This window comes from Amnibacterium kyonggiense (genome assembly GCF_004364555.1).
Lineage (GTDB): Bacteria > Actinomycetota > Actinomycetes > Actinomycetales > Microbacteriaceae > Amnibacterium > Amnibacterium kyonggiense.
In genome coordinates this window covers 49367-62313 of record NZ_SOAM01000002.1, presented here as the reverse complement: position 1 = coordinate 62313, position 12947 = coordinate 49367, and the positions used below count along the sequence as shown (strand labels likewise).

The following is a 12947-nucleotide window of genomic DNA, read 5'->3' as shown; positions in this document are numbered from 1 at the left end:
ATCCGGTAACGCCGACCCGGACGGGCCGCGCTCGCCCCCGCCCTGCGCTCAGGCGGTCGCCCAGGCGTCGTCCCGGACGGTACCGAGTGCCGCGCCCGGCCACCGGTCGCTGAGCAGGAGACGCTTCACGGTCCGTTGCAAGGAGGTCGCCTCCGGCAGCAGCGCCACCGGGACGTCGTCGCGGCCGAACAGCCAGCGGAGCACGGAGCGATCGGCCGGATCGACGGAGACGAGCCGGAATCCGCTCGCGAACCCGCGGATCCGCGACGACTCGGGCAGGACGTCCTGGATCGCCGGGGCGAGCAGCCAGGTCTCGCAGGACATCGGGGCGCCGACGAATCGGGGGAAGTGCTGCGCCAGGAACGTCCGCGCGTCGCTCAGCGACCGGTGGAGGCTCGCGCGTTCGAGATCCGCGTCGGACGGCACGTGGATCAGCACCCGGGGCGCCGCCGCGTCGTCGACGAGTTCGTACTCGAGCGCACCGATCCGGAACTCGTGGAGCCAGAGCTGCCGCGCGAACCAGAAGTCCCAGGTGAAGGCGTGGACGCCGTGCGTGCGGTGGTGCTCGTCGATGAACCGGGCGCAGAAGCGCATCGTGTCGACGAAGATCGCGTCCGGCAGCCCGCGTCGCCGGTACTCGACCCGCGTCTCGAGCGCGCGGACGAGCATGAACGTCAGCATCGTCATCCCGAGCGGGTCCTCGCCGAGCTCGCGCCGGACGCCGTCGAGGCCGCGGTCCCACGTCGCACGACCGGCGAGCAGGGGCAGGTGCATCCGCGCGCGGACCAGCGCGGGATCGTCGTGCCGCCGGAGGACCTCCGTCGTCACCTCGGTCGGCAGGCGCAGCGCCCGGCACAGCGCCTCCAGCCGCGCCCTCCTCGAGAACGGCTCGTCGAGGGCGTCGCGGTCGAGGGACGCGCTCACGAGCGCGGTCGTCGGGCCGCGCGGAGGAGCCGACCGTAGTCCGCGACCGGCTGCTCCCCCCACGTCGACTCGTACTGCTCGTCGAGGCCGAGCGCGAAGGTGGTCACGTGCTCGAAGCCGCTGCGGAGGTAGAACTCGAGATCGGACCGGAGGACGCCGCGGTACAGCGGCAGCTCGCCGAACGGGCGCTGCCAATCGAAGAAGCGCGAGAGGTCGAGCCAGTACTCGAGCACCTGCGAGCCGTCGCGACCGAAGAACTCGAGCAGTCCGGCGATCGGCCGGACCTGAGCGGCGTTCTTCGCGTTGGCGGTGTCCCGCATCGCGAACCGCGAGTCGCGGTCGATCGGGGCGTACTCGAGGAAGATGCCCGCCTCCGGACGCACATGTCGTGGCACCTCCGACGTCGCCTGGTACGCGAGATAGGGCGCCGTCGCCTCGGCGTCGGCCCTCCGCAGGCCGCGGAGGATGCTGTTCGACACGAGCAGCGCCTGGTCGGACGGGGTGAGCTCGGCGCACGCGTCGCAGTGGCAGTGCTCGCCGTTGTCGTCGCCCCAGAGGAGATAGCGGTGGCTCCTCGAGTACGGCGCCAGCTGCGCACCGATGGCCTCCGCATGCTGCTCCACGACCTCGAGCGCCTCGGTGCTCGAGGGGCAGAGGTTGAGGTCCGGCGTCCGCTCCCCGTGCGCGTCCATCCGGAACCAGTCGGGGTGCCGGTCGAAGTGGGACCGGGGCAGGAGGAGTCGCATGGCATGCGCCTCGAACTCCAGCTCGAGACCACGGTCCTCGAGCTCGAGCACGAGCTCGCGGAAGGCCGGCGTGGCCACCCGCACGAGCATGGCCTCGACGGACGCCGGGTCGTCCGCGGGGACCTCGGGGAGCGGATGCAGCCCCAGCGTCGTCAGCCCGGTGCGGACGGCGAGGTCGATCCAGTGGTCCGTGAGGTCGAGCGAGCCGATGACGGCGCCGCGGCGGATGAACGAGGGTCCCGTTTCGGCGCTCGCCCCGTCGTGCTGCGATCCAGATGCGGTCATGAGGTCGTCGTCTCCGGTTGGTGCGTCCGAGCGGGTGCGGGATGCGGAAGGGCGCCGTCGTCCGATCGACGCAGCCGCGGCACGAGCCGCTCCACGTTCGCACGGTAGACGCGGGTCAGGACGTCGCGCGGCAGCCCGAGTCCGCTGATCGACCATCTGCCGAGGCTGATCGACCCGTCGAGCGCGTGGTCGAAGCTCTCGTCCTCGGTCTCGAGGAAGCGGAAGTGGAGGGGGTACTCCGCGTCGTCGGCCGGGAACCGGTCGGTGCCGAACAGCACGCGGTCGGGGTGCTGCTCGATCAGCGCACGGGTCGCCCTCGGCTGCCGGCCGAGCTGCGCGAGCCGTGCGGCGATGTCGATGTGCACGTTCGGGTGCCGGGTGAGCAGCCGGTCGACCCACCCCAGGTCCTCCGCGCAGCCCGCGTGCACGGCGACGAAGGTCGTTCGCGGGTGGGAGGACACGACGGCGGTCATCGCGTCGAGCAGGCGACCGAGCGGCGGGATCCCCGGACCGGCGTGCGCCCACTCCGGATGCGCGGCGAGGATCTCCACGTTCTCGTTGCCGCCGTCGACGGGCTCGAAGAACGCCACCGGATCACCGATGTGCCACCAGACGGGGAGGCCCTGCGCCCCCATCTCCTCCCACACGGCGTCGAGTCGGGGATCGTCCGGGAGCACGAGGACGTCCTGGGCGTCCGTGACCTCGAGCCCGAGGTCCTTCCAGACCTTGATGCCGGCCGCGCCGGCGTCCGCGGCCGCTCGCACCTGCTGCACCAGCGCCTGCTCACCGCCCGGTGACCGCAGGACCGACCAGTCCAGGTGCGCGAACGTCGCGAACCGGCCGGGGTGACGGCGGTCGTACCGGTCGAGATTCGCTTCGAGCTCGGCGCCCCACCGGCCGTCCAGGTTGACGAAGCCGACCACGTCCGACTCCGCCATCCGGTCGAGCCACTCGTCGACCGCGTCCACCATCCAGGCTCCCGGGCGACCGACCCAGTGGGTCAGCCAACGGCCGAGGTGGCAGTGCGCGTCGATCGCGGGCGTGCTCGGCCGCAGGACCTCGGTGCGTCGCGCCACGAGGGTCTGCCGCGGGCGGAAGTCGCGCAGCAGCAGGTCCTGCAGCCGACCGTCGTCAGCCGTCACGTGCCGGACCCCCGATCGCCCGTCGACGGATCGACGCCGAACCGGTACTGCGTCCGGCTGCGGTACTCCCGTCCGGGACGCAGGACCGTCGACGGGAATCCGGGGCGGTTCGGGGAATCGGTGAAGTGCTCCGGCTCGAGCGCGATCGCATCGCCCTGGCGGTACGTCCTGCCGGACTTGCCGACGAGGGAGCCGTCGAGAAAGTTGCCGGTGTAGACGTCGATGCCCGGTTCGGTCGTCCAGACCTCGAGGGACCGTCCGCTCCCCGGGTCCGCCAGTCGGGCTGCGCGCCGCAGGGCGGGACCGGGGCGCAGGACGAAGTTGTGGTCGATGCCCTGTCCGAGCGTGATCTGCGGATGCCCGTGCCGCACTCGATCCCCGAGCGAGGACGGCGCCCGGAGGTCGAACGGCGTCCCCGCCACGGCGGCGCTCGCGCCGACCGGCACGAGCGACTCGTCGACGGGCAGGTACTCGTCGGCGTCGACGGTGAGGTGGTGGTCGAGGGCGGTCCCCGAACCCTCTCCGCGGAGGTTGAAGTACGTGTGCCCCGTGAGGTTCAGCACGGTCGGGCGGTCGGTCGTCCCGGAGAAGCGGATGTCGAGGACGTCCGCGGCGCTCGCGAGCTCGTAGTCGACCTGGACGGTCACCTCGCCGGGGAATCCGTTGTCCCCGTGCGGGCTCGTGAGCTCGAGCCGCACGCCGATCGCCGGCTCGGGCAGGGCCGTCATCGTCCAGACGCGGGAATGGAAGCCGCTCGACCCGCCGTGCACGGTGCCGTGCGGATCGTTCCGGTCGAGCACGTGCTCCTGGCCGTCCAACGTGAACCGGGCGTCTGCGATCCGGTTCGCGTACCGACCGACGATGGCACCGAAGTAGGGGCTGACCGTCTCGTAGGGCAGCAGCTCGTCGAAGCCGAGCACGACGTCGGCCAGGGTGCCGCTGCGATCCGGGACGCGGATCTCCTGGAGGACGGCGCCGAGGGAGAGCACGGCGACCTCGCTGCCGGCCCCATTCCGGAGGACCGCTCGCTCCACGGGCTCGCCGGTGCGGGTGGTGCCGAAGGGGACGATCTCGACGGCGCTCATCCTGCGCTCGAGACGAGGTCCGCGGCGGTGAGCCAGCGGGCGAGATCCGGATCGTCCTCCTCGACGAAGCGCGCGAGGGCGGCGGCGTCGAGGCCGCTGTCGATGGTGTCGACGCTGGTGACGGAGTGCGCGGAGATCGCCGCCGCGAGCCGCGCGGCGGCGTGCAGGTCGAGCCCGTGCACGGCGCCGACGATGAGCCCGGCGATGTGGGCGTCACCCGCTCCCGCGGTGTTCACCGCGGTGACGGCGCGGACGGGCACGTGCTGGAGGCTCGAGCCGTCCCACGTCCAGCTCCCGCGTCGGCCCGCGGTGATGCAGAACCGGAGGCGCGGATGCCGAGCGCGGAGCAGTGCTGCTGCGTCCTGGACGATCGACGCCGCTGCGACGGGCGGGCCGCCGAGGAGCGCGGCCGCTTCGTCGATGTTGATGGAGAGCACGTCGACCTGGTCGAGCAGGCCGAGACGCACGACCTCCGGCATCTCGCCGGAGAGGAAGGACGCGAATCGGATCGAGCCCGCTGCGGTTCCCGCGGCGAGCAGCGCCGCCCGCGCCGGGAGCGGGACCTCCGGGGCGGCGAGCACGATCCCGCGCGCGCCGTGCCGGGTCAGCAGCGGCAGCACGGGATCGAGGTCCGCCTCCGTCACGGCGTCGCTGGCGGAGTCGGCGACGGTGAGGTTGCCGCCGTCCCCGTCGGGATAGATGAAGCAGACGGAGGTGAGCGTCCTGCGATCCCGATCGACGCGGACCGCGCGCAGGTCCATGCCCTCGGCGGCGAGCTCGGCCTGCACGAGCCGGCCGTCGGCGTCGTCGCCGACGCGGCACACGGGGATGACGGCGACGTCGCGCGGCGTGAAGCGTCGCACGTAGTGCGCGATGATCTGCAGCTTGCAGCGGTCCTGCTGGTCCACGGGGCGCACGGCGCGGCTCTCCTCGCGGCCGAGCGTGTGGTCGCCGACGAGCTCGTAGAGCACGCCGGTCCCCACGCCGCCGACGCCGACGACGAGGTCGGCGCCCGCCGAGTGGAGCGTCACAGTCCGAGGTCCCACTCGGGGTGCTCGGCCACGGGGTGGGTCGAGGTCGCGACGGTGGCGGTGAGCAGCGCGTCCGGGTGCTGCTGCAGGACGGTGAGGGGGTACTCGGGGGTGGGCTCGGCGAAGAGGGCGACGCGCAGCGCCGTCTGCTTCCACGCGCCGGTGTCGCTGAAGAGTCGGACCCGGCCGGCGCCGAAGATCTCCTTGACGCCGAGGGTGACCGACATCGGCGGCACGAACTGGTAGGCGCCGCCGAACGTCCGCTGGGCGAGCGCGATGATCGTGTCGGTGTTGTTCTCCTGGATCCGCGCGGTGGAGCGCAGGAGCTCCTCGACGGTGATCCGGCTGTACGGGTCGCGGCGGGCCTGGTTGTAGGCGACGTGCCCGTCCTGCCCCCATCCGCCGTAGGCGAGGTCGGCCGGGGCCTCGGCGAGCCGGGCCGCGACCTCCTCGAGGTTGCCGGGGTGGAGCCAGTGCCGCTGCTCGAGCGGCACCGCGAGGCCGTCGGGGATCGGATCGTAGAACTCGCGCTGCATCGTGCCGCGGAAGCTGTAGGGGTGCTCGAGCGGGAGCTCGTGGCCCTGCCAGTCGAGGCACTCGTCCATGTGGAAGACCTCGACGTGCCGCAGCGACACCTGCCGCTGCCGGACGAGCTCGGTGAAGGGCGCGACCCACGCCATCGGGCCGCAGGGGATGATCGCCCGGAACGACCGTCCGGCCTCGGCCGCATCGATGATCGCGTCGAGCAGCTCGGCGGCCGCGACGCGTCCCATCTCGGCGGAATCGGTGACGGTGCGGAAGGGGATGCGCCGGTCGGGATGGGTGGCCAGCTCGTCGGCGGGCACGGCGCACCAGGCGCGGAGGTCGGTGAGGGAGATGGGCATGGTGGTGCTCGTGGTGCTTCCTGTTGATTCGATCGCGGAGGGCGATCAGGGGACGGGGTTGAGGGTGTCGAAGGCGAGCTGCGTCGCGCGGTGGACCGCTCCGACGACGCAGCCGTCGGCGCTGTAGGCCGCGAGGCGGATCTCGGGGAGGACGGGGACGGCGCCGGCGACCTCGTCGCGGACGGCGTCGAGCAGGAGCGCACCGCCCTTCGCGATGCCGCCCGCGATGAGGACGACCCGTGGATTCAGCACGCAGACCGCGGCTGCGATGCCGATGCCGATGCGGCGACTGAGGAGCCCGACGACGTCGAGGGCGGCCGGGTCGCCCTCGCGGGCGGCGCGGAAGACGGTCTCGGCGTCGACGTCCTCGGCGAGCCCGCCGGCGAGTTCGCGCAGACGCGCGCCGTGGTGCTCGATCGCGGCGGCCCGCCCGTACCGGGCCCACGCGCGACCTCCGGCGGCCCATTCCCACGCGCCGATCCCGCTGCCGCTCGGGGGCCGGTCGCCGAAGTCGATCGGCAGGTAGCCGAGCTCCCCCGCGGCGCCCGCGGCTCCGGGCACGAGCTGACCGCCGACGATGAGTCCACCGCCGATGCCGATGCCGAGCTGGACGTAGAGGACGTCGTCGACGCCCCGAGCGGCGCCGTCGACCGACTCCGCGAGGACCGAGAGGTCGGTCTGCCGTTCGACGAAGACCCGATCGGCGGGCACGCCGATCCTGCTCGCGACGGCCTCGCGGAGATCGGTCCCGTCCCAGCCGACGATCTGCGGCGCGAGCGTCACGACGGAGGTCTGCGGATCCACGACGCCCGGGGTGCTGACGACGACCGTGTGGAACGCGGCGTCGCCGGACTCGTCGACGTCCCGGACCTGCCCGACCGCCCGCTCGAGCAGGGTCAGGAGGTAGTCGCGGTCGGGCTTCTCCCGCCGGGTCCGCATCTCGCGGGTGCGCAGGACGTCGCCGGCGAGGGTCGCGGAGCGGACCACGACCTTGTCCGCGCCGATGTCGATCCCGAGCAGCGCCCCGTTGCCCCGTGCGACCCGCAGCGACAGCGCCGGCCGCCCCTGACGGCGTTGGTCCACCTCCGGCTGGAACTCCTCCAGGAGACCGTCGGCGATCAGCCCGTCGCAGATCTCCTTGATCGCGGTCTTGGAGAGATTGATGATCGCGCCGAGCCCGGCGCGCGTGATGGCGCCTTCGTACTGCACGACGTCGAGCACGAGGCGGCGGTTCCGCGCTCGGGCGCGCTGCGGGCTGTCGGACGGGACGGGACCACTCATGCCGGCTCCTTCGCGACGGGTTCGCCGTCGCGGTCGCCGATACGAGCGGACGGGCCCGCAGGAGCACGGCGGCCGGTCAGCAGCGCGCTGACCAGAGCGACCGCGATCAGCAGGATGGCTACAGCGTTGCCGATGTTCCCCGGATAGTCCGGCCACGGCACGAACTGGAACCAGAGCGGGGCCAGCAGGATGACGATCGCCACGGCCGGCACGATGACGTGGAGCACCACGTTGAACCCGCGATCGCGCGGCTCCTTCGTGAAGTACCGGATGCAGGCGGCGCACGTGACGATGTAGATCACGATCGCGAACACCGTGATCACGGCCCCGATGACCGAGAAGGCCGCGGTCGGACCGAGCAGGAGGCCGACGACCACCGTCAGCACGATGCCGAAGACGGTCTGGAAGTAGATGGAGAACGTCGGCGTCCGGTGCACCGGGTGCACCTCGGCGAACCTGCGCGGCAGCCGCCCCGCGCGTCCGAGGGCGAAGACGATGCGGGAAGCGGCCGTCGTGCCGGCGTTGGCGTTGCCGAGGAAGCTGTTGATCAGCGCGAACAGCACGAGCAGCCAGACCGGTCCCCAGAAGCGCTGAGCGAGGACGATCCACGGGCTCGCATCCGACGCGAACGACCCCATCCGGTCCGCGCCCCACCCGAGCACCGCCGCGTACGAGCAGATCAGGTAGAAGGCGCCGCAGGCCAGCGCGGAGTAGAGGATCGTCCTCGGGATCACGCGCTTCGGGTCGCGGGTCTCCTCCGCCAGCGGCGCAGCCGTCTCGAATCCCTGGAACGCGAGGATCGAGAACACGACCGCCTTGAAGATCCCCGACCAGCCCGGATCGAGGGCCCGGCTCGGATCGAGGACCGCAAGGGTGTTGTCGTTCCACTGGGCGACGATGATCCACACCGCGAGCGCGACGAAGATGACGACCTCCGCGAGCCCGAGCACGACCCCGGCGGTGGTGGACTGCTTGACGCCGCGCACGTTCACGACGCAGACGAATACGGCCGCCAGGACCGCGAACACCCACCAGGGCACCGCGATCCCCAGGGAGGACTGCAGCGCGCCGGACAGGAACTGGCCGAAGAAGATGAACACGATCGGCGCGATCAGCAGCTCGAGCGGTGCGTACAGCCAGCTGACGAAGATGCCGGCGCGGCGGCCGAGCACCTGCTCGACGTAGGCGGCGAGCCCGCCCGCGGATGAGAAGACGCGGGCCAGCGAGCCGACCGCGATGCCGATGAGCAGGACGACGACGAGCGTCAGGATCACCGCCAACGGCGTGGCCGCGCCGGCGAACGACACGGCCACGAGCAGCGAGGAGGCGACGCCGGCCGCGGGCCCCATGTGGGTGAGCGCTTGGAACACCCCCTGCGTCAGGCCGATCGTTCCCGTGCTGAGCCCGTGATCGGGGCGGGCGCCATGCGTCATCGCTGCACTCCTTTTGATCGGACAGTGTCCTAACGAATGAGAGCACGCTAGGGCAGCCGCACGAAGCGGCGCAAGCGTTTTGCGACGGCGAGTCCCCGCGGGCGCGGGTCGCTGCTCGCCCGCGCCATCGATGGCCGGTCGCGATCCCCTGGTGCGATTTGCTCATAGAAATACTTCAGGCGACTCATCGGCGAGTACCTGCGGACTCACGGATGGTCGCCTGATGACCACGACGACGCCTTCCCTCCCCGCCCGACCGGCCGTCACCCCCAGCACGGGCGGCCGGCGGATCCGTCGCGCGCTGTTCGGCACGGCCCAGCCGCTCTGGGTGCGTCCGTCGGCGATCGGCCTGCTGCTGCTGACCGCGGTGCTCTACATCTGGGGGCTCGCGAGCAGTGGGGACGCGAACAGCTTCTACGCCGCGGCCGCGCAGGCGGCGTCGAAGAGCTGGAAGGCGTGGTTCTTCGGCTCGCTCGACTCCGCGAACTTCATCACGGTCGACAAGCCGCCCGCGAGCCTCTGGGTGATGGGACTGTCGATCCGGCTCTTCGGCTACTCGAGCTGGAGCCTGCTCGTGCCCCAGGCGCTCATGGGCGTCGGATCGGTCGCGCTCGTCTTCGCGACGGTGCGACGGAGCCTCGCCGCGTTCTCCGCCTCCACGCGGGCCGCGGCGGGACTGCTGGCCGGGAGCGTCCTCGCCCTGACGCCGGCCGCGGTCCTGATGTTCCGCTTCGACAATCCGGATGCGCTGCTCGTCCTGCTGATGTCCGCCGCCGCGTACGCGGTGGTCCGAGCGCTGCCCCGTGCGAGCTGGAGGTGGCTCGCCCTGGCGGGCGCGCTCCTCGGCTTCGCCTTCCTCACGAAGATGTTGCAGGGCCTGCTCGTGCTTCCGGCGTTCGGCGCGGTCTACCTGCTCGCGGCGCCGGCACCCCTGCTCAAGCGCGTCGCCCACCTGGCCGTCGCCGCGGGGGCGCTCGTCGTCGCGGCCGGGTGGTGGGTGCTCGTCGTCGCGGTGTGGCCGGCATCGGCGAGGCCGTACATTGGCGGATCGACGAACAACACCGTGCTCGACCTGGTGTTCGGCTACAACGGCTTCGGTCGCCTCTTCGGCAGCTCCGGCAACGTCGGCGGCGGAAGCGGCACCTCCGGCTCGAGCTTCGGCGGGGCGACGGGTCTGCTGCGCCTCTTCTCGAGCGAGATGGGCCTCGAGGTCTCGTGGCTGCTGCCGAGTGCGCTGCTGCTGCTCGCGATGGGCCTCGTGCTGCGCGGCCGGCGCTCCCGGCTCGATCCGGTGCGTGCGGGCCTCCTGCTCTGGGGAGGGTGGCTCGTCGTCACCGGCCTCGTCTTCAGCTTCATGAGCGGGACGGTGCACCCGTACTACACGGTCGCTCTCGCCCCGGCGATCGGCGCGCTCGCCGGGCTCGGCGGCGCGGTCGTCTGGTCCCACCGGGACGGCTGGACAGGACGCTTCGGCCTGGCCGTCGCGGCAGGCGCGGCGAGCGTCTGGGGCTTCGCGCTCCTGTCCGAGAACAGCGCCTGGCTTCCCTGGCTGCGCTGGGTGCTGCTCGTCGGCGGCCTGCTCGCTGCCGGTGCCGTGCTCACGAGCGGGGTCCTGCAGGGGGTCGCGGGTCGCCGCGTGCTGGCCGCAGGGGTCCTCGCCGGTCTGCTCCTCGGACTCGGTGGGACCGCGTCCTTCGCGGTCGCGACGGCGTCGGTCGCGCACGGCGGCTCCATCCCGACCGTCGGCTCGACGAGTTCGATGACCGGCGGCGGAGCGGACGGCGGCGCGCCGTCCGGTGCGGGCCCGACCGGTGCGGCCCCGTCCGGCACCGCTCCGAGCGCGTCCGGCACCTCGGGTCCGTCGTCCGGGAGCTCGGCCCCGACGCGGTCGGAGGACGGCACGGGGGGGCCGGTGGCGGCTCCGCCGGGGCGACCTCGTCGGCGGCGCTCTCCGAGCTCCTCGCGAAGGCCGGCACGGTCTGGTCGGCCGCGGTCGACGGATCGCAGTCGGCTGCGACGCTCGAGCTGTCCAGCGACACCGCGGTGCTGGCGATCGGCGGCTGGAGCAGTGATCCGACGCCGACGCTGGCGCAGTTCAAGGCGCTCGTCGCCGCCGGGAAGGTGCACTACTACCTCGCGTCGGGAACGGGCGCCGGCAGCGGTGCACCGGGCGGCGGCACCTCCACGGCGAGCGCCATCGCGAGCTGGGTGCAGGCGAACTTCACCGCGACCACGGTCGGCGGCACGACCGTCTACGACCTCACCAGCGGCGGCTGATCGGTCGCCGTCGGCCCCAGGTCGCGGAAGGCCCCCGGGTCGAGGACGGACGTCCTCGACCCGGGGGCCTTCCGTGCGTGCGGGGACGACGTCCGCCGCCACCTCGTCGATCGGACCGTCGACGGGGGCGCCGTGCTCCGCATGGGGAACTCGAAGTCGCCGTGAGGAGCGCTCGAAGCCCACGCATCGGATCGGTCAAGACGCCGCACGGGGTCCGGAGAGCCCCGTGCTGTGCGATGTCCGAATGGAAGAGAACACGACGGACACCGCACAATCGGACGGGGTTCGCCGCCAGGAGCCCCCCGGCAGACGGGCGCTGGGGGCCGTCGCGGCCGGCGTCCTGCTCTTCGGCCTCGGCACCGGCACCGGGGCCGTCGCCGCCACGGCGATGAGCTCCTCGAACGGGACGTCCGGGCAGCAGGGCGGGATGCAGGGCACCCCGCCCGGCGGGATGGCGGGCGGCCCGGGCGGCACCTCGTCCGAGTCCGGGCAGTCGCAGACGGACGGGTCGGAGCCGCAACCGCCGTCGGGAACGACGGCCGGCTCCGGATCGCAGCCGGGATCGACGTCCGCCGGCAGCTGACGATCGGAGCGCTCGACGTCGCGCGGGGGCGCGACTCGGCCCGACGGGAGGGAAGGACTCACCGATGCGGGAGACAGCAGCACGCGTGGCGCGTGCCATGACGACGGCCGCCGTGGTCGCGGCCCTGATCCTGGGTTCGATCGTCGGCCTCGACGAGTGGGCGGACGCGGCGGCGACCGCGGCCCCGTCCTCGGCCGCCTATCACGTCCCGTCGCCGCAGCCGGAGCCGCGCGCGTGACGGAGCAGGGCGCTCACCCTGCGTCGAGGACAACGGCGGTCGCAGCACGGCCCTCCGGACACCCGCGTCGCTGCGCGCCGGCGCGGGGAGGGCGGCGCTCGCTCCGGCGGCGTCGACCTCCGAGCGCGCATGATCCCGCCCGCACGTCCGCCGCAGCGCGGCGACGAGTTCGTAGGGCGACGGCGAATCGACCTCGACGTGTCGGCCTTGCGTGCAGCGCGGCGCTCCCTACGATGCGCGCATGCGCGAGTCACGCCGTGCCGCATCGTCCCCGTCGGTGCTCGACCGCTTCTGGACGGCGGTCCGATGCCGGCTCCAGGTGAGCCGCTACTGCCGGGAGGTCCTCGAAGCGGCCGGCCACGCCCCGACGGCCGCCCCGGGGCAGCTCCCTCCTCGGACGCTCGTCGTCGGGAACGACCCCGTCCGCATCCTGCTCTTCGGCGAGGGCGTCACGGTGGGCTACGGCGTCGGGTCCCGCGCGGAGGCGATCGACGGCGCCCTCGCGAAGCGGATCGCCGAGCTCACCGGCCGCGGCGTGATCCTCGAGAACAGGGCCCGTCCCAACGTGCGCGTGGACGAGGTGGTCGAGTCCCTCGGCGGCGTGGGGACCCACACGTTCGCGGTCGGGGTCTGGAGCCCAGCGCTCACCGAGACGCTGGAACGGCTCACACTGCAGGGCTGGCGCTCCCGGGTGACGGCGATGCTGCAGCAGATCCGAGCCGACTCGGACATGCCCCTGGTGATCGCGCAGCTCCCCGTCCCCTCGGGCACGCACCCGTCGGTGCTCATCCTCCGACCGTGGTACGCCCGCCTGAACCGCACGATCGCCGAGGTCGCCGCCCGGTTCCCCGACGTCGTCACGGTCGAGTTGGGCACGGTCGTCGTCCCCATGCGCTCGGGCGATCCCGTGCTGGGCACGGCCGACTACCGACGGCAGGCCGACCCCCTTGCCGAGGCCGTGCGGCGTGCCCTCTGGCGGTCGCCGTCAGCGTCCGCGGACGCCCTGTCACCGGGTCGCTAGATCCGTCGAGGCCGGAT

Annotated in this window: 11 protein-coding genes and 1 pseudogene; 4 read left to right on the top strand and 8 right to left on the bottom strand. The window is 72.7% G+C overall.

All coding sequences use genetic code 11. From position 1 onward, the window contains the following. Positions 1 to 48: 48 nt before the first annotated feature. The 8 genes from CLV52_RS08685 to CLV52_RS08650 are packed head-to-tail and all read right to left on the bottom strand — an operon-like array spanning position 49 to position 8811. The gene (locus CLV52_RS08685; protein WP_133765973.1) at positions 49 to 924 is read right to left on the bottom strand and encodes an acyltransferase domain-containing protein; all 876 of its coding nucleotides are present in this window, start codon (positions 922 to 924) and stop codon (positions 49 to 51) included. Then, a complete protein-coding gene (locus CLV52_RS08680; protein WP_162850771.1) occupies positions 921 to 1955 on the bottom strand; it encodes a DUF4838 domain-containing protein in 1035 nt (344 codons plus the stop codon). Before CLV52_RS08680 ends, CLV52_RS08685 begins: the two co-directional genes overlap by 4 nt. After that, entirely contained in the window at positions 1952 to 3097 is a 1146-nt protein-coding gene (locus CLV52_RS08675; protein ID WP_211342663.1) for an amidohydrolase family protein, read from the bottom strand. The genes CLV52_RS08680 and CLV52_RS08675 overlap by 4 nt, the downstream gene beginning before the upstream one ends. Beyond that, positions 3094 to 4182 carry an aldose epimerase family protein gene (locus tag CLV52_RS08670; protein ID WP_133765971.1) on the bottom strand — a complete coding sequence of 363 codons (1089 nt, stop codon included), beginning with the start codon at positions 4180 to 4182 and terminating at the stop codon, positions 3094 to 3096. Before CLV52_RS08670 ends, CLV52_RS08675 begins: the two co-directional genes overlap by 4 nt. Further along, the gene (locus CLV52_RS08665; RefSeq protein WP_162850770.1) at positions 4179 to 5213 is read right to left on the bottom strand and encodes a carbohydrate kinase family protein; all 1035 of its coding nucleotides are present in this window, start codon (positions 5211 to 5213) and stop codon (positions 4179 to 4181) included. Before CLV52_RS08665 ends, CLV52_RS08670 begins: the two co-directional genes overlap by 4 nt. Continuing rightward, the gene (locus tag CLV52_RS08660; RefSeq protein WP_133765969.1) at positions 5210 to 6097 is read right to left on the bottom strand and encodes a sugar phosphate isomerase family; all 888 of its coding nucleotides are present in this window, start codon (positions 6095 to 6097) and stop codon (positions 5210 to 5212) included. The genes CLV52_RS08665 and CLV52_RS08660 overlap by 4 nt, the downstream gene beginning before the upstream one ends. Positions 6098 to 6142: 45 nt before the next feature. Next, positions 6143 to 7378: an ROK family protein gene (locus CLV52_RS08655; RefSeq protein WP_133765968.1), complete on the bottom strand. Its 1236-nt coding sequence runs from the start codon at positions 7376 to 7378 to the stop codon at positions 6143 to 6145. Continuing rightward, positions 7375 to 8811, bottom strand: coding sequence for an APC family permease (locus CLV52_RS08650; protein WP_133765967.1), 1437 nt, complete (start codon positions 8809 to 8811; stop codon positions 7375 to 7377). The genes CLV52_RS08655 and CLV52_RS08650 overlap by 4 nt, the downstream gene beginning before the upstream one ends. Positions 8812 to 8941: 130 nt before the next feature. On the opposite strand from CLV52_RS08650, the pseudogene CLV52_RS19180 reads away from it, so the two are divergent. The 4 genes and pseudogenes from CLV52_RS19180 to CLV52_RS08635 form a co-directional block, all read left to right on the top strand. Next, positions 8942 to 9745: pseudogene (locus CLV52_RS19180) on the top strand (glycosyltransferase family 39 protein); the annotation flags it as partial. After that, on the top strand, positions 9628 to 11088 hold the full coding sequence (locus CLV52_RS19175) for a mannosyltransferase YkcB-related protein (RefSeq protein ID WP_483964198.1): 1461 nt from the start codon (positions 9628 to 9630) through the stop codon (positions 11086 to 11088). The pseudogene CLV52_RS19180 and the gene CLV52_RS19175, both read left to right, overlap by 118 nt. Before the next feature lie 680 nt (positions 11089 to 11768). Continuing rightward, positions 11769 to 11909 carry a hypothetical protein gene (locus CLV52_RS18360; RefSeq protein WP_162850769.1) on the top strand — a complete coding sequence of 47 codons (141 nt, stop codon included), beginning with the start codon at positions 11769 to 11771 and terminating at the stop codon, positions 11907 to 11909. A 241-nt stretch (positions 11910 to 12150) separates the two neighbouring features. Then, positions 12151 to 12930 (top strand): SGNH/GDSL hydrolase family protein, encoded by a 780-nt coding sequence (locus tag CLV52_RS08635; protein ID WP_133765965.1) that lies wholly within the window; start codon positions 12151 to 12153, stop codon positions 12928 to 12930. The last annotated feature ends 17 nt before the right edge of the window (positions 12931 to 12947 follow it).